The organism is Pseudomonas cremoris, from assembly GCF_014230465.1.
Window position 1 is genome coordinate 297,569 of sequence record NZ_JAAXCY010000003.1, and the last position, 19,777, is coordinate 317,345.

Here is a 19,777-nt window from a genome sequence, read left to right on the forward strand (position 1 = left end):
CCTGTGATGAAGCCAACTCTGCCCGCTAAACTCCTGCAAGCCTTGTCTCCTTGGCGCAACGCCCCGGCTTGGCATATCGCATTCTCCGGCGGGCTTGATTCAACTGTCCTGCTGCACCTCCTGGCCAACGCCAAAGACCTTCCGCCTCTCGGCGCCATTCATATTCACCATGGCTTGCAAGCTGCAGCAGACGCATGGCCGGCGCATTGCCAGTCGGTGTGTGATGCCCTGGGCGTACCCCTGCGCATCATGCGCGTCCACGTCCAGCCAGGCGCCAGCCTTGAACGTGCCGCCCGTGATGCGCGTTACCAGGCGTTTGCTGAGGTGACCGGGGCAGGGGAGGTCTTGCTGACCGGCCAGCACCGTGACGACCAAGCGGAGACCCTGCTGTTTCGCTTGCTTCGCGGGGCCGGGGTGCGCGGGCTGGCGGCAATGCCGGCGTATCGCCCATTGGCGGCGGGTCATCTGGTGCGGCCGTTGCTGGATGTCTCGAGGGTTGAGTTGGAAGCCTACGCTCACGAGCATCGGCTCCAGTGGATCGAAGATCCCTCCAACGCCGACTCGCGTTTCTCCCGTAACTATCTGCGCCATCGTGTACTCCCCACGCTCACCGAGCGCTGGCCCCAAGCCGTATCAAGCCTGGCGCGCACCGCCGAGCACCTGAGTGAAGCCCAGGCATTGCTCGATGAGCTGGCAGGGATGGATCTGCAAGGTGCCGATCAACTTTCGCGGTTTCCCTGGCTACCGTTGCCGTCCTTGGTGCTTGCACCACTGCGTGAGCTTTCCGACGCCCGCCAGCGTAATGCCCTGCGTCACTGGCTGACGCCGCTCACTCGACTGCCCGACAGCGACCACTGGGCCAGTTGGTATTCCTTGCGGGATGCCAAGGGCGACGCACAACCGTTATGGCGCCTGGCCGACGGGGAGTTGCATCGTTGCGCCGAGCGCATCTGGTGGGTGCCCGCTGCTTGGTCGGAATTTTCTGACGCAACGGTGAGCTGGCCCACTCTGCAAAACCCACTAGAGTTACCCGGCAATGGACGGCTCGAATTCGTAGGGGAGGTCCCCAAAGGGTCTTTCGAGGTTCGCTATCGTCAGGGCGGTGAAATCATCGAAGTGCCCGGTCGAGGGCGGCGGGACTTAAAGCGTCTGCTTAATGAATGCGGGGTGCCAGGGTTCGTACGTGGCAGATTGCCGCTGCTGTATCGGGACGAGCAGTTGCTGGCTGTCCCAACCCTTGCAGGGCTATGGCCCAACGCGACAGGTGATTGGCAATTACATTGGATGCCACAGACCTGCGATCAAGGTTTGAGCTGATAGAGCCTTTCCGGTAGACTACGCTCCCTTCTTGATACAACTTCTGTGGATTCTCCTGAATCGCAGCAGTTGCCGATTACCAAGCAGTCTTTGCTGGGCGATTCCAAAAAATGTGTAGCGATCAACGTACCGGTGTTTCATTGCTGGTCTGTCACCACGCGGCGGTTTTTTTGAAAGGTGCACTGTGATTAATGCAGGTGATCGGGGGCTTCGGCCTTCCTTCGCTTTCCCCGGCGGCTCGGACCGCTTTAACGCAGACTTCTAGGGTTTTTCATGACGCGCTACATATTCGTCACGGGCGGTGTTGTTTCTTCATTGGGGAAAGGCATCGCATCGGCTTCATTGGCGGCCATCCTGGAGGCGCGGGGACTTAAGGTCACCATGCTCAAGCTGGACCCGTACATCAACGTTGACCCGGGCACCATGAGCCCGTTCCAGCACGGTGAAGTGTTCGTCACCCACGACGGCGCCGAAACCGACCTGGACCTGGGCCACTACGAGCGGTTCATCCGCACGACCATGACCCAGAACAACAACTTCACCACCGGCCGTGTCTACGAGCACGTGCTGCGCAAGGAGCGTCGTGGTGACTACCTGGGTGCAACCATCCAGGTGATCCCGCACATCACCGACGAAATCAAGCGCCGCATCATCAAGGGTGCAGGCGATGCCGACGTGGCAATGGTCGAGATCGGTGGCACCGTGGGTGACATCGAGTCCCAACCGTTCCTCGAAGCCATCCGCCAGCTGCGCTTCGAAGTCGGCGCCAAGCGCGCGATGCTGATGCACCTGACCTTGGTGCCGTACATCGCGACCGCCGGCGAAACCAAAACCAAGCCAACCCAGCACTCGGTCAAGGAACTGCGTTCCATCGGCCTGCAGCCGGACGTGCTGGTGTGCCGCTCCGATCACCCGATCGACATTTCCTCGCGTCGCAAGATCGCGCAATTCACCAACGTTGAAGAGCGTGCGGTGATCGCGCTGGAAGACGCCGACACCATCTACAAGATCCCGGGCATCCTGCATTCGCAAGGCCTGGACGATTTTGTGGTTGAGCGTTTCGGCCTGCAATGCGGTGGTGCGGACCTGTCCGAGTGGGACGCGGTAGTTGACGCCAAGCTCAACCCTGAGCATGAAGTCACCATCGCCATGGTCGGCAAGTACATGGAATTGCTGGACGCGTACAAGTCGCTGATCGAAGCGATGAGCCACGCCGGTATCAGCAACCGTACCAAGGTCAACCTGCGCTACATCGACTCTGAAGACATCGAGAACCAAGGCACTGCCTTGCTCGAAGGTGTGGACGCAATCCTCGTGCCTGGCGGATTCGGCCTGCGTGGCGTGGAAGGCAAGATCACTGCCGTGCAGTACGCTCGTGAGAACAAGGTGCCTTACCTGGGTATCTGCCTGGGCATGCAAGTGGCCGTTATCGAGTTCGCCCGTAACGTGTTGGGTTGGAAAGACGCCAACTCCACCGAGTTCGACAGCAAGAGCGGCCATCCGGTCGTGGGCCTGATCACCGAGTGGGAAGATGCCACCGGCGCCGTCGAGACCCGTACCGAAGCTTCCGACCTGGGCGGCACCATGCGCCTTGGCGCGCAAGACTGCCTGCTGGAGCCGGGCTCGCTGGTTCACGACTGCTACGGCAAGGACGTGATCGTCGAGCGTCACCGTCACCGCTACGAAGTGAACAACAACCTGCTGCCGCAAATCAAAGAGGCTGGCCTGAAAATCTCCGGTCGCTCCGGTGATGGCGCGCTGGTTGAAGTGGTCGAAGCTCCGGATCATCCATGGTTCGTCGCTTGCCAGTTCCACCCGGAGTTCACCTCGACGCCGCGCGACGGTCACCCGTTGTTCAGCGGTTTCGTCAAGGCAGCACTGACGCAACACCAGAAGAAGGCGTAACCCTGATGGCCCAGAAGATCATTCGCGTCGGCGACATCGAGATTGCCAACGACAAGCCCATGGTGCTGTTCGGCGGCATGAACGTGCTGGAAAGCCGCGACATGGCGATGCAGGTCTGTGAAGAATACGTAAAGGTCACCGAGAAACTCGGTATCCCCTACGTGTTCAAGGCCAGCTTCGACAAGGCCAACCGTTCGTCCGTGACCTCCTATCGCGGCCCGGGCCTTGAAGAAGGCATGCGGATCTTCCAGGACATCAAGCAAGCCTTCGGCGTGCCGATCATCACCGACGTCCACGAGCCTGAGCAGGCTGCCGTGGTCGCCGAGGTGTGCGACATCATCCAGTTGCCGGCCTTCCTGTCGCGCCAGACCGACCTGGTCGTCGCGATGGCCAAGACCGGCGCGGTGATCAATATCAAGAAAGCCCAGTTCCTCGCGCCCCAGGAGATGAAACACATCCTGAACAAGTGCGTGGAAGCGGGTAACGACCAGTTGATCCTCTGCGAGCGTGGTTCGAGCTTCGGCTACAACAACCTCGTGGTGGACATGCTCGGTTTCGGCATCATGAAGCAGTTCGAATACCCGGTGTTCTTCGACGTGACCCACGCGCTGCAAATGCCCGGTGGTCGCGCCGATTCCGCTGGCGGGCGTCGTGCCCAGGTACTGGACCTGGCCAAGGCGGGCATCAGCCAGTCCCTGGCGGGCCTGTTCCTGGAAGCCCACCCGGACCCGGACAACGCCAAATGCGACGGCCCATGCGCCCTGCGCCTGGACAAGCTGGAGCCGTTCCTGGCCCAGCTCAAGCAATTGGACGAACTGGTCAAGAGTTTTCCGACGGTAGAGACCGCGTAAGCAACGTTTCTCCGGTAAAGTATCCCACGCTAAATGCTCAGGCCCCCGGGCCTGAGCCTTGTCGCCTGCAAGCCTGCCCCGTTGTTCCACCCTTGCGGTCGGTCAAAAGTTTTCCTTCAGCTGCGTCGTTTTCGTCAACTTTGGAGTGTTTACAACAATGGCAAAAATCGTCGACATCAAAGGTCGTGAAGTTCTCGACTCCCGTGGCAACCCCACCGTCGAAGCCGACGTGCTTCTCGATAACGGCATCATCGGCAGCGCCTGCGCGCCGTCCGGTGCGTCTACCGGTTCGCGCGAAGCGCTGGAACTGCGTGATGGCGACAAGAGCCGTTACCTGGGCAAAGGCGTGCTCAAGGCTGTAGCCAACATCAACGGCCCGATCCGCGACCTGCTGCTGGGCAAAGACCCTGTTGACCAGAAAGCCCTCGACCTGGCGATGATCAAGCTCGACGGCACCGAAAACAAAGGCAGCCTGGGCGCCAACGCCATCCTCGCCGTATCCCTGGCCGCTGCCAAGGCTGCTGCACAGGACCAGGACTTGCCGCTGTACGCCCACATCGCCAACCTGAACGGTACACCGGGTGTTTACTCGATGCCGGTTCCGATGATGAACATCATCAACGGTGGCGAGCACGCCGATAACAACGTTGATATCCAGGAATTCATGGTTCAGCCGGTTGGCGCCAAGTCCTTCTCCGAAGGCCTGCGCATGGGCACCGAGATTTTCCATCACCTGAAAGCTGTGCTGAAGGCCCGTGGCCTGAGCACTGCTGTCGGTGACGAAGGTGGTTTCGCACCGAACCTGGCGTCCAACGAAGATGCACTGAAAGTGATCTCCGAAGCTGTGGCCAACGCTGGCTACAAGCTGGGCACCGACGTGACCCTGGCCCTGGACTGCGCGGCCAGCGAGTTCTACGAGGACGGTAAATACAACCTGTCCGGCGAAGGCCAGGTGTTCAACTCCGAAGGTTTCGCGGAATACCTGAAAGGTTTGACCCAGCGCTACCCGATCATCTCGATCGAAGACGGCCTGGACGAATCCGATTGGGACGGCTGGAAAATCCTCACCGACAAAATCGGCGAGAAGATCCAACTGGTGGGCGACGACCTGTTCGTGACCAACACCAAGATCCTGAAAGAAGGCATCGACAAGTCGATCGCCAACTCGATCCTGATCAAGTTCAACCAGATCGGCACCCTGACCGAAACCCTGGAAGCTATCCAGATGGCCAAGGCTGCGGGCTACACCGCCGTGATCTCCCACCGCTCCGGCGAAACCGAAGATTCGACCATTGCCGACCTGGCTGTGGGCACGTCGGCGGGCCAGATCAAGACCGGTTCCCTGTGCCGTTCCGACCGCGTTTCCAAGTACAACCAATTGCTGCGTATCGAAGAGCAACTGGCGGGCAAGGCCAAGTACAACGGTCGTGGTGAGTTTCGCGGCTGATCGGCAAATGGTAAAAAGTCGGCGGATTGCGTCGGAAAACTCACGACAGAGTCAATTTCGACGCTAATCTGATGGCTAACAAGCACAAGCCTGGTTTTTCCAGGCTTCGTGCTATCAGTTGCTTCAAAAGTTTTGCATGGCTGTCTTTTTTCACTGGATACCTGATATTCGATGCGCAGTCCCAATTGGTTGTTCCTCGTCTTGCTCTTGTTGCTGGCTGGCCTGCAGTACCGCCTATGGGTGGGGAATGGCAGCTTTGCGCAGGTAAAAGACCTGACCGAGCAAATTGCTGCACAGCACGCCGAAAATGAAGTTCTGCTGGAGCGCAACCGCGTCCTCGATGCCGAGGTGCTTGAGCTGAAAAAAGGCACGGAGACCGTCGAAGAGCGGGCTCGCCATGAGTTGGGCATGGTCAAGGAGGGCGAAACCCTCTACCAGTTGGCCCAATGAGTCACGATTTGCCGGCCTTCTGGGCCGTGATTCCTGCCGCGGGCGTCGGTGCCCGTATGGCTGCGGACCGCCCCAAGCAGTACCTGCAACTGGGCGGGCGCACAATTCTGGAACACAGCCTCGGCTGTTTTCTCGACCATCCTTCCCTTAAGGGCTTGGTGGTCAGTCTTGCTTCTGATGATCCTTACTGGCCCGCTCTGGCCTGCGCTGCCGACCCACGTATTCAGCGTGCGGACGGTGGCTCGGAGCGTTCGGGCTCGGTGCTCAATGCGCTGCTGCAACTCAATGCTCTGGGCGCCAGTGATGATGACTGGGTATTGGTGCACGATGCGGCGCGGCCGAACTTGAGCCGTGACGATCTCGACAAATTGTTGATGGAGCTGGCGGACGATCCGGTGGGTGGCTTGCTTGCCGTGCCGGCTCGCGACACCCTCAAGCGCGTCGATAAGCGCGGGCGGGTGGTGGAAACCGTTGATCGCAGTTTGATCTGGCAAGCTTATACGCCGCAGATGTTCCGTCTGGGCGCGTTGCACCGCGCGTTGGCCGATAGCCTGGTGGCAGATGCGGTGATTACCGATGAGGCCTCGGCTATGGAGTGGTCTGGCCAGGCGCCGCGCTTGATCGAAGGGCGTTCGGACAATATCAAGGTGACCCGGCCGGAGGATTTGGAGTGGTTGCGGTTGCGGTGGGCTAACCGTAGGTAGTCAGCTAGAACGCGGCGACGCCTTCGCGAGCAAGCCCGCTCCCACATTTTGACCGCGTTTCTTCAGGATGCACGCGGTCAAATGTGGGAGCGGGCTTGCTCGCGAAGAGGCCAGTACAAGCCCCCATAATCATCCGCGGTACTCCGGCCTCCCAGCCAACCCTTCCTTCAAGAAATCCACCAACTTCCTCACCTTCGGCGACAAATGCCGCTGCTGCGGATACAGCGCCCACACCGCCGTATTCGGCGGCTGATGCGCCTCCAGCAACGACACCAGCGCGCCACTGTGCAGATGCTCCAGCACGTAATAGTCCGGCAACTGGCACAAGCCCACCCCCTGCAACGCTGCATCCAGCACTGCCTGCCCACTGTTGCAGCGCCAGTTTCCCTGTACCCGCTGGGAAAATTCGCGCCCTTCCTGGGCCAATTGCCAAATGTCAGAGCCCCCGATCAGACAGTTATGCCGGCTCAATTCCGACAGGCTATGGGGCCGGCCATATCGCGCCAGGTATGACGGCGAGGCGCACAGGTACATGCGCCGGGGCGCCAGGCGGCTGGCGACCATGCGCGAATCCTGTAGGCGTCCAAGGCGAATCGCCAGGTCGAGACCTTCGTGTACCAGGTCCAGTTGCCGGTTGCTCAGTTCGATATCCACCCGCAGCTGCGGGTACAACCCCATGAAGCGTGTCACCAAGGGCACGATAAACCGCTCGCCGTAGGCCACGGCGCAGGTCATGCGCAACATGCCCTTGGGCTCGCTGGTGAGATCACCGACGGCGCGCAAGGCTTCTTCTCGACCGTCCTGCAAACGCTGGCAGTGTTGCAAAAAGGTTTGCCCGGCCTCGGTCAGCGTGACTTTGCGCGTGCTGCGGTACAGCAACCGCGTCTGCAGGCGCTCTTCCAGGCGTGCTACTTGCCGGCTGATATGGGATGACGACCCCCCCAGGCGCTCCGCCGCCGCCGTGAATTGGCTGCATTCTGCCACCGCGACGAACTCATCGATGCCTTCCCAGCGGTTTTCCAGCATGGTAATTATCCCTGTACAGCAATAAAGTTTTGCTTTTGTCTGGATTATTAATCAATGGGCCGTGATTTACACTCACCTCCTCAGTTTTTAACCCCTTGGAGAAACCCGGATGATCAAGTCCCGCGCCGCCGTAGCCTTCGAAGCCAAAAAGCCCCTCGAAATCGTTGAAGTGGATGTCGCTATGCCGAAGGCTGGCGAAGTGCTGTTGCGCGTGGTCGCATCCGGCGTGTGCCATACCGACGCCTACACGCTGTCGGGCGCCGATCCGGAAGGTATCTTCCCGTCGATCCTTGGCCATGAAGGCGGTGCGGTGGTTGAAGCCATCGGCGAGGGCGTGACATCGGTGGCTGTTGGCGACCACGTGATCCCGCTGTACACCCCGGAATGTGGCAAGTGCAAATTCTGCCTGTCGGGCAAGACCAATCTGTGCCAGGCCATTCGCTCCACCCAGGGCAAAGGCCTGATGCCGGACGGCACCACGCGTTTTTCCTACAAAGGCCAGCCGATTTTCCACTACATGGGCACCTCGACTTTCTCCGAGTACACCGTGCTGCCGGAAATTTCCGTGGCCAAGATTCCCAAAGAAGCGCCGCTGGAAAAGGTCTGCCTGTTGGGCTGTGGCGTCACCACCGGTATCGGTGCGGTAATCAACACCGCCAAGGTCAAGCCAGGTGACACCGTGGCCATCTTCGGCCTGGGCGGTATCGGCCTGTCGGCGGTGATTGGCGCGGTAAAGGCCAAGGCGGGTCGCATCATCGCCATCGACATCAACCCGGCCAAGTTCGAAATCGCCAAGCAACTGGGCGCGACCGACTGCATCAACCCGAAAGACTACGACCGCCCAATTCAAGATGTGATTGTCGATTTGACTGACGGTGGCGTGGACTTTTCCTTCGAATGTATCGGCAACGTACAACTGATGCGTGCTGCCCTTGAGTGCTGCCACAAAGGTTGGGGTGAGTCGGTAATCATCGGCGTGGCTGGCGCTGGCCAGGAAATTTCCACACGCCCCTTCCAGTTGGTGACCGGTCGCGTCTGGCGCGGTTCGGCCTTCGGTGGCGTGCGCGGTCGCAGCGAATTGCCAAGCTACGTGGAAATGGCCCAGACCGGCGAAATCCCGCTGGACACCTTCATCACCCATACCATGGGCCTGGAAGACATCAACAAAGCATTTGACCTGATGCATGAAGGCAAGAGCATTCGTACCGTCATCCACTTCTGAGGTCGGCCATGAGTCTGGAAAACCTGTCGTGCCAGAAGAGCTTCGGCGGCTGGCATAAACGCTACAAGCATCATTCCGATGTGCTCGGTTGCGACATGACCTTCGCCGTCTACCTGCCGCCGCAAGCGGAGCAGGGCGGCAAGTTGCCGGTGTTGTACTGGCTGTCCGGACTGACCTGCACCGACGAAAACTTCATGCAAAAGGCCGGTGCCCAGCGCATGGCCGCCGAACTGGGGCTGATTATCGTCGCGCCGGACACCAGTCCACGCGGTCCCGGCGTGCCGGGCGACCCGGACAACGCTTGGGATTTTGGCCTGGGCGCGGGCTTCTATCTCAATGCCACCCAGGAGCCCTGGGCCAAGCATTATCGGATGCATGACTACGTGGTGCAGGAATTGCCGGCGTTGGTTGAAGCGCATTTCCCGGCTTCGGACAAGCGCGGCATCAGTGGCCATTCCATGGGCGGCCATGGCGCATTGGTGTGTGCCTTGCGCAACCCTGGGCGCTACCTGTCGGTGTCGGCGTTTTCGCCGATCAACAACCCAATGGATTGCCCTTGGGGCCAGAAAGCCTTCTCCCGTTACCTGGGGGAAGAGCGCTCCAGATGGCGCGAATGGGACGCCTGCGTGCTGATCAGCGAGGCCTCGGAAAAGCTGCCATTGCTGGTAGACCAGGGCGATCGCGATGATTTCCTTGCCGTGCAACTCAAGCCTGAGGCCTTGCAACAAGCTGCGAAGGCGGCCGGCCATCCATTGGAACTGCGCCTGCAACCCGGTTATGACCACAGCTACTTCTTCATCGCCAGCTTCATCGAAGACCATTTGCGTCATCACGGGCGTGCTTTGCTCGGTTAATGTGAGGCAAAAGTAGGTAGAATCACGCCCTGAATTAAATCGGGGCGTTTTTTTATGCGTATTGGCCATGGCTACGATGTGCACCGTTTCGCTGAAGGCGATTTCATCACCTTGGGCGGCGTGCGCATTGCGCACCACCATGGGTTGCTGGCTCATTCCGACGGCGACGTAGTGTTGCATGCCTTGAGCGATGCCTTGCTCGGCGCGGCGGCGTTGGGTGATATCGGCAAGCACTTTCCAGACACCGATCCGACCTTCAAGGGGGCGGACAGCCGTGTACTGCTGCGCCATGTGGTCGGCTTGATCCATGCCAAGGGCTGGAAGGTCGGCAATGTTGATAACACCATCGTGGCCCAGGCGCCGAAAATGGCGCCCCACATCGAATCGATGCGCGCGTTGATTGCTGCGGATCTGCACATTGAGTTGGATCAAGTGAACGTGAAAGCCACTACCACTGAAAAGCTTGGGTTTACCGGCCGTGAAGAGGGCATCGCGGTGCACTCCGTTGCCTTGTTGCTGCGCGCATGAATGACTTGCAATTGCTAGGCCCTCGGGCCTACGGCGAAGCCTTGGGCAGCGCGGTACTGAAAGCCACGGCTGAAGATTTCCAGGTCGATGAAGTGCTCGATATCCCGCTGACCGGCGAGGGTGAGCACCTGTGGTTGTGGGTGGAAAAGCGTGGCCTGAACACCGAGGAAGCCGCACGGCGTATCGCCAAGGCCGCTGGTGTGCCGTTGCGTACCGTCAGCTATGCCGGGCTGAAGGATCGCCAGGCGTTGACCCGCCAGTGGTTCAGCGTGCAACTGCCGGGCAAGGCCGACCCAGACATGAGTGCGGCGGAAAACGACACCCTCAAGATCCTCAAGACTGCCCGTCACAAGCGCAAGCTGCAACGCGGTGCGCATTCGGCCAACGGTTTCACCTTGCGCCTGACTCAGTTCACCGGTGATACCGCCGCCATCGACGCGCGGTTGCAACTGATTGCACAACACGGCATTCCCAATTACTTCGGTGCCCAGCGGTTTGGCCACAATGGTGGCAATGTCGTTGATGCCCGTGAGTGGGCTGCGCGCAAGGCCTTGCCGGAGCAGCGCAATGTGCGTTCGCGGCTGTTGTCCACCGCGCGTAGCTTCCTGTTTAACAAGGTGCTGGCGGCGCGTGTTGCCGATGGTTCCTGGCAGCGCGCCCAGGTCGGCGACCTGCTGGCGTTTACCGACAGTCGCAGTTTTTTTCCGGCGGGGGAGGCTGAATGCAGCGACCCGCGGCTGGCGATCCTGGACCTGCATCCGACCGGGCCACAGTGGGGCGAGGGTGACTCGCCGGCCACAGGTGCAACCCATGAGTTGGAACAAGCGGTTGCTGCCGGTGAAGCCGACCTGCGCGATTGGCTGGTGAATGCCGGCATGAGCCAGGAACGTCGCATTCTGCGACTGCCCATTGGCGGGTTGACGTGGCATTATCCCGGTCCTGACATTCTGCAATTGGAATTCGTCCTGCCGGCCGGATGCTTCGCCACTGTCTTGGTGCGCGAGCTTGTTGATCTGGTGCCGGTGGGGCAGACGGACAGCCCATGCGTATTCTGATATCAAACGATGACGGTGCCACCGCACCCGGTCTTGCCGCGCTCTATGCCGCGCTGCAGAATTACGCCGAGTGCGTGGTGGTTGCCCCCGACCAGGACAAGAGCGGCGCCAGCAGTTCGCTGACGCTCGACCGTCCCCTGCACCCGCAGGTTCTGGCCAATGGCTTTATCAGCGTGAACGGTACCCCCACCGACTGCGTGCACCTGGCAATCAACAGTTTGTTGGATCAGGAGCCGGACTTGGTAGTCTCGGGCATCAACCTGGGTGCAAACCTTGGGGATGATGTGCTGTATTCCGGCACCGTCGCGGCGGCTCTCGAAGGGCGCTTCCTCGGGCGTACTTCGTTCGCCTTTTCATTGGCTTCGCGCCAATTGGACAACCTGCCCACTGCCGCCTACTTCGCGCGCAAGCTGGTGGAGGCCCATGGCTCCCTGGACCTGCCGCCGCGCACGGTACTCAACGTCAATATTCCCAACCTGCCTCTCGACCATATTCGCGGTATCCAACTGACCCGCCTGGGCCATCGTGCTCGTGCTGCGGCTCCGTTGAAGGTGGTCGACCCGCGTGGCAAGGAAGGCTATTGGATCGCCGCAGCGGGCGATGCCGAAGACGGCGGCCCAGGCACGGACTTTCATGCGGTGATGCAAGGTTATGTTTCGATTACCCCGCTGCAACTTGATCGCACCTTCAGTGATGCCTTCAGTAGTCTCGATGGCTGGCTGGAGGCTTTGAACTGATGGCTCGCGAACAAGACGACCTGCTGCGCCGGGGTATCGGGATGACCTCCCAGCGCACCCGCGAGCGTCTGATCCAGCGCTTGTACGAAGAGGGGCTGTCCAACGCCCAGGTGCTGGAAGTGATCCGACGCACGCCTCGGCACCTGTTTGTCGATGAAGCCTTGGCCCACCGTGCGTATGAAGATACGGCGCTGCCCATTGGCCACAACCAGACTATTTCCCAGCCTTACATGGTGGCGCGCATGAGCGAGCTGCTGTTGGCGGCGGGCCCGTTGGACAAGGTGCTGGAGATCGGCACGGGCTCTGGCTACCAGACAGCGGTGTTGTCGCAACTGGTGGAGCGGGTGTTTTCGGTGGAGCGCATCAAGGTCCTGCAGGACCGAGCCAAGGAGCGCCTGGCGGAGTTGAACCTGCGCAATGTGGTGTTCCGTTGGGGCGATGGCTGGGAGGGTTGGCCAGCGCTGGCACCTTATAACGGCATCATCGTTACCGCAGTGGCCACCGATGTACCGCAAGCGTTGCTCGATCAACTGGCGCCTGGCGGGCGGTTGGTCATCCCGGTGGGCTCCGGCGAAGTGCAACAATTGATGCTCATTATTCGTGAGGACGAAGGTTTTTCACGGCATGTACTTGGCGCCGTGCGCTTCGTACCGTTGCTCAATGGCCCGCTGGCCTGATCATTTGTTCGTCTGCAGTGAATTCTGTTGGCGGGGATGTGTCTTACAGCGGGGTTTATAGAGTCAACATGATGAGTGCGCTGGTTTAATCACGATGAATTTTTCGTTTCAGTCGTGTGCCGGTAAAACTCCAATGCCCAGTTATACTTGCGTCATATTTCAAGCCTGATACAGGCATTCATGTTCAGCCACCACAAAGGGAGCGGCGGGTGAGTCTCACAGGTCTTGCGCAGCGTATGAGTAAAACAAGCTTTCAGCGACTGGTGCTTGGCCTTGTCTTGAGTTCCCTGTTGGCCGCGTGCTCGAGCACGTCAAACAACGGTGCGCGGGTGGTTGATCGCAATAATGCCGTGCCGCAAAAGCCGACAGTGACCACCGGACAATATGTGGTACGCAAGGGCGATACGATGTTCTCGATCGCCTTCCGTTATGGTTGGGATTACAAGGCGCTTGCAGCTCGTAACAATATTCCTGTGCCATACACGATACATCCGGGTCAGACGATTCGCTTTGACGGCCGCACCGGTTCAACGCCTACCACGGTGGTGACAAACACCGCTTCTTCACCGTCGTCTTCGAGCAAAACCACCATCATCACAAGGCCAGCAGGCACTGCCTCGCCAACGATTGCGAGCAAGCCCGCGCCGGCGCCTTTGCCCCCTGCAGGGCCTGCTCCGACGGGCTGGGGATGGCCTTCGAACGGTGTACTGATTGGAAAATTCTCTTCAAACGGTAGTTTGAATAAAGGCATTGATATCGCCGGAGATTTGGGACAGCCTGTTTTAGCTGCGTCTGATGGGACAGTGGTGTACGCCGGGAGTGGTTTACGGGGCTACGGCGAGCTGGTCATCATCAAACACAGCGATACCTACGTCAGTGCTTACGGCCACAACCGTAGGCTGTTGGTTCGGGAGGGGCAGCAGGTCAAAGTCGGACAGACAATTGCCGAAATGGGGTCAACTGGTACAGACCGGGTGAAACTGCACTTTGAGATTCGCCGTCAAGGGAAGCCTGTAGATCCGCTGCAATTCCTACCCCGTCGTTGATATGTTGCCAGCCTGTTCCCTCACGTAGAAGGAACAGGCTCAAGCGTTGCCAAGGATAAAGGCGTCGCTAGAGCTTGAGGTCGAACTCACCAAAGGACTATAACAATGGCTCTCAGTAAAGAAGCGCCGGAGTTTGACATCGACGATGAGGTTCTCCTTATGGAGACCGGCATTGCTACGGAATCGATGTCGAATGAGGGACCTGCTGTACCTTCAGTTCGCACCAAGTCCAAGAACTCCACCGCGTTAAAGCAACACAAGTACATTGACTACACACGGGCGCTCGACGCGACCCAGCTGTACCTCAATGAAATCGGCTTTTCCCCTCTGCTTACTCCCGAAGAAGAAGTCCATTTTGCGCGTTTGTCGCAGAAGGGCGATCCGGCTGGGCGTAAGCGCATGATTGAAAGCAACCTGCGCCTGGTGGTGAAAATCGCCCGACGCTACGTCAATCGTGGGCTGTCGCTGCTCGACCTGATCGAGGAGGGCAACCTGGGCTTGATCCGGGCGGTGGAGAAGTTCGACCCTGAGCGGGGCTTCCGCTTTTCAACCTATGCCACCTGGTGGATTCGCCAGACCATCGAACGGGCGATCATGAATCAGACCCGTACGATTCGTTTGCCGATCCATGTGGTCAAGGAGCTCAACGTCTACCTGCGGGCGGCGCGTGAGCTTACTCAAAAACTCGATCATGAACCTTCGCCCGAAGAAATCGCCAACCTGCTGGAAAAACCGGTAGGGGAGGTCAAGCGCATGCTTGGCCTGAACGAGCGGGTGTCTTCGGTCGACGTCTCGCTGGGTCCGGATTCGGATAAAACCCTGCTGGACACCCTGACGGATGATCGCCCTACAGATCCCTGTGAGCTGCTGCAGGACGATGATCTTTCCCAAAGCATTGACCAGTGGCTGTCTGAGCTCACGGACAAGCAGCGCGAGGTGGTGATTCGCCGCTTCGGTCTGCGTGGTCATGAGAGCAGTACCCTGGAGGACGTAGGTCTGGAGATCGGCCTGACCCGTGAGCGGGTGCGGCAGATCCAGGTAGAAGGGCTCAAGCGCTTGCGTGAGATCCTGGAGAAGAATGGCTTGTCGAGTGAGTCGTTGTTTCAATAACGATTGATTCGATCGCTATGACAAAACGCCCGGTGCATGGGAATGCACCGGGCGTTTTGCTGTGCGCTGATCGTTCCTACGCTTTGCGTGGGAATGCAGCCTCGGACGCTCTGCGTCCCAAGGCATGACGCAAAGCGTCACAAGAGGCATTCCCGAACGATAGGCATAAAAAAACCCCGCTTTTAAGGGCGGGGTCTTTTCGACTAAGTCAGTACAAGTTAGATAACTTGAACTTCTTCAGCTTGCATGCCTTTCTGACCGCGGGTAGCGATGAAAGAAACCTGTTGGCCTTCTTTCAGGCTTTTGAAGCCGTCGGATTGGATAGCTTTGAAGTGAACGAACAGGTCGTCACCGGATTGTGGAGTGATGAAGCCGAAGCCTTTTTCATCGTTGAACCACTTAACGGTACCAGTTTGGCGATTAGACATGGTGTATCTCCTTGGACAAAGTTAACTGCGACTCAGGAAAAGCCCTGGCCGAGACTGAGTGCAAAGAGCAGGAAAAATTCTTGGAGATGGTTGGATCGAAATTCAACATATCGTGTAGAGATTCTCAGTGACACAAGCAGCACAGTGGCGCCACCTTAACCCTTTTTCCGGGACGTGCCAATGGTATTTCCGAAGGTTTCTCCATTTTCGTGACTGGCGGTGGTATTTACAGTCTCTAGGTGTGGCAATGCGGACGCCGGCCCCGCTGGCTGCGGCTTTAGCACTAGCACCTCCTTCAGGACATTCATCAACAAAAGTCCCGTGGCCTTTGAACCCCAACGCCGGCCCCGGTAAGATGCCCCACAGAATTTTTCCACCTCGCTATTCAGGACACCCGCCATGAGCATCAAATCGGACAAGTGGATTCGCCGCATGGCGCAAGAGCACGGCATGATCGAACCGTTCGTCGAGCGGCAGATCCGTGGCCAGGGCGATGCCCCGGTGATTTCTTATGGTGTTTCAAGCTACGGTTACGACGTACGCTGCGCCGATGAATTCAAGGTGTTCACCAACATCAACTCGGCGATCGTCGACCCTAAGAACTTCGACGAAAAGAGCTTTGTCGACGTCAAGAGCGACGTCTGCATCATTCCTCCCAACTCGTTCGCCCTGGCACGCACCGTGGAGTTCTTTCGTATTCCCCGTGATGTGCTGACCATCTGCCTGGGTAAAAGCACCTACGCGCGCTGCGGCATCATCGTCAACGTGACGCCGCTGGAACCGGAGTGGGAAGGCCACGTGACCCTGGAATTCTCCAACACCACCACCTTGCCGGCGAAGATCTACGCCAACGAAGGCGTGGCGCAGATGCTGTTCCTGCAGTCCGACGAAGCCTGCGAAGTGTCGTACAAAGACCGTGCAGGCAAGTATCAGGGCCAGCGCGGCGTCACTCTCCCACGCGCTTGATCGAAAGCTCTTACACGTAAAGGGAATTTGTCTGCGGGAAGTGACTCTATTGGGTGTACTGCCTCGGCGCGTGCAAAACGCGCCGAGCCACGCTTGAGGAGTACTTCATGAAGATCAACCCGCGAATCAGCGCCGAACTTGCCCGGCTTGAACCCAACCAGATTGGCGTTCTGGCCTGGTCCCTGATGGCCGACCCCGCCTACGCGGGCGGCATTCCCGGCCAACCTGAGCCGGATTACCCCCAGCCTACCGAACCCGGTGAGCCGACGTTGCCGGACGAGCCACCTCCTGCACCTGTCGCCTGATCCCTAGCCCACTGGCCAGACTTCATGATCGCCAATCACAAAGATTCGGCGGTCATTGTCCTGTTCCACCGCATACCCACCCGTAAACGCGCCAAATGCAGGCAGCAGGCTGAGTCGCGTGCCGATCTGGAAACACGGCAGGCGCAAGCTCTGCCGGCCCTTGCCGCGCAAGCGATACACCGGATGCACATGCCCCGCTAGTACGTGGTGGCTGGTATGAGCGTCTGGTTCGTGCTGCAAGGCAAAGGGGCCCATCAACAGTGGCTCTGCAACCACCTCAATGTTCAGGTCCCGCGGTGGGTCCCCCGCGCGTTTATCGTGATTGCCGCGAATCAGGGTCATGCGTAGCCCCGCACGACGCTCGCGCCAGGCCCGCAACGCGCTTAAGGTGCCGCTGGCGTGAGAGCCGGGGCCGTGCAGGAAGTCCCCGAGAAATATCACGTGCTCGCATGCATGCGCCGACAACAGCCGGTCCAGTCGCTCCAGGTTGGCAGTGGTGGTCCCCTGCGGCACCGGTTGCCCCAGGCTGCGATAAGCCGAAGCCTTGCCGAAATGCACGTCGGCAATCAACAGGCAGCGGCGCGCGGGCCAGTACACCGCCCTATCCGCCAGCAACCACAGTTCTTCACCCTCAAGCAGCAGTGAGCAATGCATCAGCGCTTCCCGTTATCTGCGACTTTTTCCAAGTCCTTGACCATCCGCGCAATGCGCTCCGAGAGTTTTTCCGAACTCATGCTTTCGCGCATCCGCTCCACCAGCAGTGGGAAGGCCAGGGGGGTAGGCCGTTCGATCAGGTGCAGGTCCAGTTTCAGTGCCGACAGATGGTGCAATGTCTCTTCCAAGCGACGAATATCCAACTCGTCTCGCAGGACTTCTTCCCCTGCCTGGGTGAGCAAGAGGTTCTGCGGGTCATATTGTTTGAACACCTCGAAGAACAAGCCGCTGGATGCCTGCACCTGTCGAGTGCTCTTTGGCGCCCCCGGGTAGCCGGCAAACACCAGCCCGGCAATGCGTGCGATCTCGCGAAAACGACGCAGGGCCAATTCCCCTGCATTCAGGCTGGCCGCGACGTCATGCAGTAAATGCTCAGGGCTCAGCAGCGCATCGTCCAGCAACGCAGGCCAATCCAACTCGGTGGCGCTCAACAACTCCAGCCCGTAATCGTTGACCGCAATCGAAAAGGTCACGGCGTGCTGCTGACTGACCCGCCATGCCAGCAGGCTCGCCAGCCCCAGGTGCACCTGGCGCCCGGCGAAAGGGTAGAGGAACAGGTGCCAGCCCTCTCGGGACTTCAACGCTTCTGCCAGCAAGTGCGACCTTGTCGGCAAGCCGGACCAGCGCAACTGAGTCTGCAATAGCGGTTGCACTGCCCGCATCTCCGGGCCGTCAAAGTGCCCGTGTGCCGCCGCATCAAAACGCTCGACGACCGCCTGCGCCAATTCATTGGAAAGTGGCATGCGCCCGCCATTCCAGCGCGGCACGGCGGCTTTTTTAGCGGTGCTGCGGCGTACGTAGGCGGTCATGTTTTCCACGCGCACCAACTCCAGCAAGCGTCCGGCAAACAAGAAGCCATCACCCGGCTTGAGTCGCGCGATAAACCCTTCCTCGACACTGCCCAGGTTCTTGCCGCCGCCGCCCTTGCTCCAGAATTTCAGTTGGATACTCGCATCACTGACGATGGTGCCCACGCTCATCCGATGGCGACGCGCCAACCGTGCATCGGGCACACGCCAGATGCCGTGTTCGTCTGGCTCTACGCGCCGGTAATCGGGATAAGCGGTCAGGGACAAACCGCCATGGCGCACAAAACCCAAGGCCCATGCCCACTCTTCATCTGTCAGGTCGCGGTACGCCCAGGCCTCGCGTACTTCCGCCAACAGCGCGTCCGGTGTAAACCCGCCGCCCAGCGCCATGCTCACCAGATGCTGTACGAGAACGTCCAGCGGATTGTGGGGCGATTCCCGCGCTTCGATGCGCCGCTCGGCGATCGCATCCTGCGCTGCCGCAGCTTCCACCAGCTCCAGGCTATGGGTCGGCACCAGCGTCACCCGCGATGGTCGCCCAGGCGCATGCCCCGAGCGCCCGGCACGTTGCATCAGGCGCGCCACGCCTTTGGCCGAACCGATCTGCAATACGCGCTCTACCGGTAGGAAATCCACCCCCAGGTCCAGGCTCGAGGTGCACACCACGGCCTTGAGTTGGCCGTCTTTGAGAGCTCGCTCCACCCAGTCGCGGGTTTCCCGTGACAGCGAACCATGGTGCAGGGCAATCACCCCGGCCCAATCGGGACGCGCGTCGAGCAACGCCTGATACCAGATTTCCGACTGTGCCCGCGTATTGGTGAACACCAGGCAACTGCTGCTGGCGTCCACCTCGGCAACCACTTGCGGCAGCATCTTCAAGCCGATATGCCCGGCCCAGGGAAAACGCTCGGCAACCGGTGGCAGCAGGGTGTCGACCTGCAGTTCCTTGGCGGTTTGCCCCTGCACATTGATCCCTCCACCTTGTGGGACCAGGACTTCCAGCGCGTGGGATTGATTGCCCAGTGTCGCCGAAATACCCCACACCATCAGATCCGGGTGCCAGCGCCGCAGCCGTGCCAATGCCAGTTGCAACTGCACGCCACGTTTGTTGCCGATCAGCTCGTGCCATTCATCCACCACCACCATGCGCAGGTGCGCCAGGCTCGCTTCGCTGTCGGCGCGGGCGAGCATCAGCGTCAGGCTTTCCGGGGTGGTCACCAGTGCCGTGGGCTGGCGGCGGGTCTGGCGCGCACGCTCGCTGCTGCTGGTATCGCCGGTGCGCAGGCCGATGCTCCAGGGAATCTGCAAGGCCGCAAGCGGCGCTTCCAGGGCGCGTGCGGTGTCGGCGGCGAGGGCGCGCATGGGCGTAACCCACAGCACGGTCAGCGGTTCGGCAGGCGGTTTGCGTTTCCCGGGCGTGGGCGCGCGGCTGATGGCGAAACGATTGAGGGCGGCAAACCACAGGGCGTAGGTCTTTCCTGCGCCGGTGCTGGCGTGCAGCAAGCCCGAACAGCCTTCCCTGACCGCCCGCCATACGTCTTTCTGGAACGCGAACGGCTTCCAGCCTTGAGCTGCAAACCATTGCCTGGCGTAGTCGTTGTGAAGAGGCATGCGGCAGTTAACGCT

Annotated in this window: 20 protein-coding genes; 16 read left to right on the forward strand and 4 right to left on the reverse strand. The window is 59.8% G+C overall.

What is annotated here, in order from left to right; genetic code table 11:
• Positions 1-6: 6 nt before the first annotated feature.
• The 6 genes from tilS to ispD all read left to right on the forward strand — a co-directional run bounded on the left by tilS (position 7) and on the right by ispD (position 6,674).
• A complete protein-coding gene (gene tilS / locus HF257_RS08055; protein ID WP_185707378.1) occupies positions 7-1,317 on the forward strand; it encodes a tRNA lysidine(34) synthetase TilS in 1,311 nt (436 codons plus the stop codon).
• 273 nt (positions 1,318-1,590) lie between these two features.
• Positions 1,591-3,222 carry a CTP synthase gene (locus tag HF257_RS08060; RefSeq protein ID WP_185707376.1) on the forward strand — a complete coding sequence of 544 codons (1,632 nt, stop codon included), beginning with the start codon at positions 1,591-1,593 and terminating at the stop codon, positions 3,220-3,222.
• Positions 3,223-3,227: 5 nt separating this feature from the next.
• On the forward strand, positions 3,228-4,073 hold the full coding sequence (gene kdsA, locus HF257_RS08065) for a 3-deoxy-8-phosphooctulonate synthase (protein WP_010212442.1): 846 nt from the start codon (positions 3,228-3,230) through the stop codon (positions 4,071-4,073).
• A gap of 157 nt (positions 4,074-4,230) precedes the next feature.
• Positions 4,231-5,520, forward strand: coding sequence for a phosphopyruvate hydratase (eno, locus tag HF257_RS08070; protein WP_105696254.1), 1,290 nt, complete (start codon positions 4,231-4,233; stop codon positions 5,518-5,520).
• A gap of 171 nt (positions 5,521-5,691) precedes the next feature.
• Entirely contained in the window at positions 5,692-5,970 is a 279-nt protein-coding gene (gene ftsB, locus HF257_RS08075) for a cell division protein FtsB (protein ID WP_049709653.1), read from the forward strand.
• Entirely contained in the window at positions 5,967-6,674 is a 708-nt protein-coding gene (gene ispD / locus HF257_RS08080) for a 2-C-methyl-D-erythritol 4-phosphate cytidylyltransferase (RefSeq protein ID WP_185707374.1), read from the forward strand. The genes ftsB and ispD overlap by 4 nt, the downstream gene beginning before the upstream one ends.
• A gap of 129 nt (positions 6,675-6,803) precedes the next feature.
• Here ispD and HF257_RS08085 read toward each other — a convergent pair whose 3' ends face one another.
• On the reverse strand, positions 6,804-7,700 hold the full coding sequence (locus HF257_RS08085; RefSeq protein ID WP_185707372.1) for a LysR substrate-binding domain-containing protein: 897 nt from the start codon (positions 7,698-7,700) through the stop codon (positions 6,804-6,806).
• A gap of 109 nt (positions 7,701-7,809) precedes the next feature.
• Between HF257_RS08085 and HF257_RS08090 the strand changes: the two genes are divergently transcribed.
• From HF257_RS08090 to rpoS, 8 genes are all read left to right on the forward strand, one after another.
• Positions 7,810-8,922 (forward strand): S-(hydroxymethyl)glutathione dehydrogenase/class III alcohol dehydrogenase, encoded by a 1,113-nt coding sequence (locus HF257_RS08090; RefSeq protein ID WP_110623477.1) that lies wholly within the window; start codon positions 7,810-7,812, stop codon positions 8,920-8,922.
• An 8-nt stretch (positions 8,923-8,930) separates the two neighbouring features.
• Positions 8,931-9,776, forward strand: coding sequence for an S-formylglutathione hydrolase (gene fghA / locus HF257_RS08095; RefSeq protein WP_185707370.1), 846 nt, complete (start codon positions 8,931-8,933; stop codon positions 9,774-9,776).
• 54 nt (positions 9,777-9,830) lie between these two features.
• Positions 9,831-10,304: a 2-C-methyl-D-erythritol 2,4-cyclodiphosphate synthase gene (gene ispF, locus HF257_RS08100; RefSeq protein ID WP_025855145.1), complete on the forward strand. Its 474-nt coding sequence runs from the start codon at positions 9,831-9,833 to the stop codon at positions 10,302-10,304.
• Positions 10,301-11,359, forward strand: a complete 1,059-nt coding sequence (gene truD / locus HF257_RS08105; protein ID WP_185707368.1) for a tRNA pseudouridine(13) synthase TruD — start codon at positions 10,301-10,303, stop codon at positions 11,357-11,359. The genes ispF and truD overlap by 4 nt, the downstream gene beginning before the upstream one ends.
• On the forward strand, positions 11,347-12,096 hold the full coding sequence (gene surE / locus HF257_RS08110) for a 5'/3'-nucleotidase SurE (RefSeq protein WP_185707366.1): 750 nt from the start codon (positions 11,347-11,349) through the stop codon (positions 12,094-12,096). The genes truD and surE overlap by 13 nt, the downstream gene beginning before the upstream one ends.
• Before the next feature lie 41 nt (positions 12,097-12,137).
• Positions 12,138-12,773, forward strand: a complete 636-nt coding sequence (locus HF257_RS08115; protein ID WP_177325361.1) for a protein-L-isoaspartate(D-aspartate) O-methyltransferase — start codon at positions 12,138-12,140, stop codon at positions 12,771-12,773.
• Between the two features lie 209 nt (positions 12,774-12,982).
• The gene (locus HF257_RS08120) at positions 12,983-13,819 is read left to right on the forward strand and encodes a peptidoglycan DD-metalloendopeptidase family protein (RefSeq protein WP_185707364.1); all 837 of its coding nucleotides are present in this window, start codon (positions 12,983-12,985) and stop codon (positions 13,817-13,819) included.
• A 105-nt stretch (positions 13,820-13,924) separates the two neighbouring features.
• Positions 13,925-14,929 (forward strand): RNA polymerase sigma factor RpoS, encoded by a 1,005-nt coding sequence (gene rpoS, locus HF257_RS08125; protein ID WP_025855149.1) that lies wholly within the window; start codon positions 13,925-13,927, stop codon positions 14,927-14,929.
• 218 nt (positions 14,930-15,147) lie between these two features.
• Here rpoS and HF257_RS08130 read toward each other — a convergent pair whose 3' ends face one another.
• Positions 15,148-15,357 (reverse strand): cold-shock protein, encoded by a 210-nt coding sequence (locus HF257_RS08130; RefSeq protein WP_002554837.1) that lies wholly within the window; start codon positions 15,355-15,357, stop codon positions 15,148-15,150.
• A 399-nt stretch (positions 15,358-15,756) separates the two neighbouring features.
• Here HF257_RS08130 and dcd point away from each other — a divergent pair, with 399 nt between their 5' ends.
• Positions 15,757-16,323 carry a dCTP deaminase gene (dcd, locus tag HF257_RS08135; protein WP_010212421.1) on the forward strand — a complete coding sequence of 189 codons (567 nt, stop codon included), beginning with the start codon at positions 15,757-15,759 and terminating at the stop codon, positions 16,321-16,323.
• Between the two features lie 107 nt (positions 16,324-16,430).
• Positions 16,431-16,628, forward strand: a complete 198-nt coding sequence (locus HF257_RS08140; protein WP_065886112.1) for a hypothetical protein — start codon at positions 16,431-16,433, stop codon at positions 16,626-16,628.
• Between the two features lie 3 nt (positions 16,629-16,631).
• Here the strand turns inward: HF257_RS08140 and pdeM are convergent, their stop codons facing one another.
• Positions 16,632-17,282 (reverse strand): ligase-associated DNA damage response endonuclease PdeM, encoded by a 651-nt coding sequence (pdeM, locus tag HF257_RS08145; RefSeq protein WP_185707362.1) that lies wholly within the window; start codon positions 17,280-17,282, stop codon positions 16,632-16,634.
• Positions 17,282-19,762 (reverse strand): ligase-associated DNA damage response DEXH box helicase, encoded by a 2,481-nt coding sequence (locus HF257_RS08150; RefSeq protein WP_185707360.1) that lies wholly within the window; start codon positions 19,760-19,762, stop codon positions 17,282-17,284. Before HF257_RS08150 ends, pdeM begins: the two co-directional genes overlap by 1 nt.
• Positions 19,763-19,777: the final 15 nt, after the last annotated feature.

Coding starts and splice junctions, on each gene's coding strand:
- tilS (WP_185707378.1), top strand. CDS start 7: ATGAAGCCAACTCTGCCCGCTAAACTCCTGCAAGCCTTGTCTCCTTGG.
- HF257_RS08060 (WP_185707376.1), top strand. CDS start 1,591: ATGACGCGCTACATATTCGTCACGGGCGGTGTTGTTTCTTCATTGGGG.
- kdsA (WP_010212442.1), top strand. CDS start 3,228: ATGGCCCAGAAGATCATTCGCGTCGGCGACATCGAGATTGCCAACGAC.
- eno (WP_105696254.1), top strand. CDS start 4,231: ATGGCAAAAATCGTCGACATCAAAGGTCGTGAAGTTCTCGACTCCCGT.
- ftsB (WP_049709653.1), top strand. CDS start 5,692: ATGCGCAGTCCCAATTGGTTGTTCCTCGTCTTGCTCTTGTTGCTGGCT.
- ispD (WP_185707374.1), top strand. CDS start 5,967: ATGAGTCACGATTTGCCGGCCTTCTGGGCCGTGATTCCTGCCGCGGGC.
- HF257_RS08085 (WP_185707372.1), bottom strand. CDS start 7,700: ATGCTGGAAAACCGCTGGGAAGGCATCGATGAGTTCGTCGCGGTGGCA.
- HF257_RS08090 (WP_110623477.1), top strand. CDS start 7,810: ATGATCAAGTCCCGCGCCGCCGTAGCCTTCGAAGCCAAAAAGCCCCTC.
- fghA (WP_185707370.1), top strand. CDS start 8,931: ATGAGTCTGGAAAACCTGTCGTGCCAGAAGAGCTTCGGCGGCTGGCAT.
- ispF (WP_025855145.1), top strand. CDS start 9,831: ATGCGTATTGGCCATGGCTACGATGTGCACCGTTTCGCTGAAGGCGAT.
- truD (WP_185707368.1), top strand. CDS start 10,301: ATGAATGACTTGCAATTGCTAGGCCCTCGGGCCTACGGCGAAGCCTTG.
- surE (WP_185707366.1), top strand. CDS start 11,347: ATGCGTATTCTGATATCAAACGATGACGGTGCCACCGCACCCGGTCTT.
- HF257_RS08115 (WP_177325361.1), top strand. CDS start 12,138: ATGACCTCCCAGCGCACCCGCGAGCGTCTGATCCAGCGCTTGTACGAA.
- rpoS (WP_025855149.1), top strand. CDS start 13,925: ATGGCTCTCAGTAAAGAAGCGCCGGAGTTTGACATCGACGATGAGGTT.
- HF257_RS08130 (WP_002554837.1), bottom strand. CDS start 15,357: ATGTCTAATCGCCAAACTGGTACCGTTAAGTGGTTCAACGATGAAAAA.
- dcd (WP_010212421.1), top strand. CDS start 15,757: ATGAGCATCAAATCGGACAAGTGGATTCGCCGCATGGCGCAAGAGCAC.
- HF257_RS08140 (WP_065886112.1), top strand. CDS start 16,431: ATGAAGATCAACCCGCGAATCAGCGCCGAACTTGCCCGGCTTGAACCC.
- pdeM (WP_185707362.1), bottom strand. CDS start 17,282: ATGCATTGCTCACTGCTGCTTGAGGGTGAAGAACTGTGGTTGCTGGCG.
- HF257_RS08150 (WP_185707360.1), bottom strand. CDS start 19,762: ATGCCTCTTCACAACGACTACGCCAGGCAATGGTTTGCAGCTCAAGGC.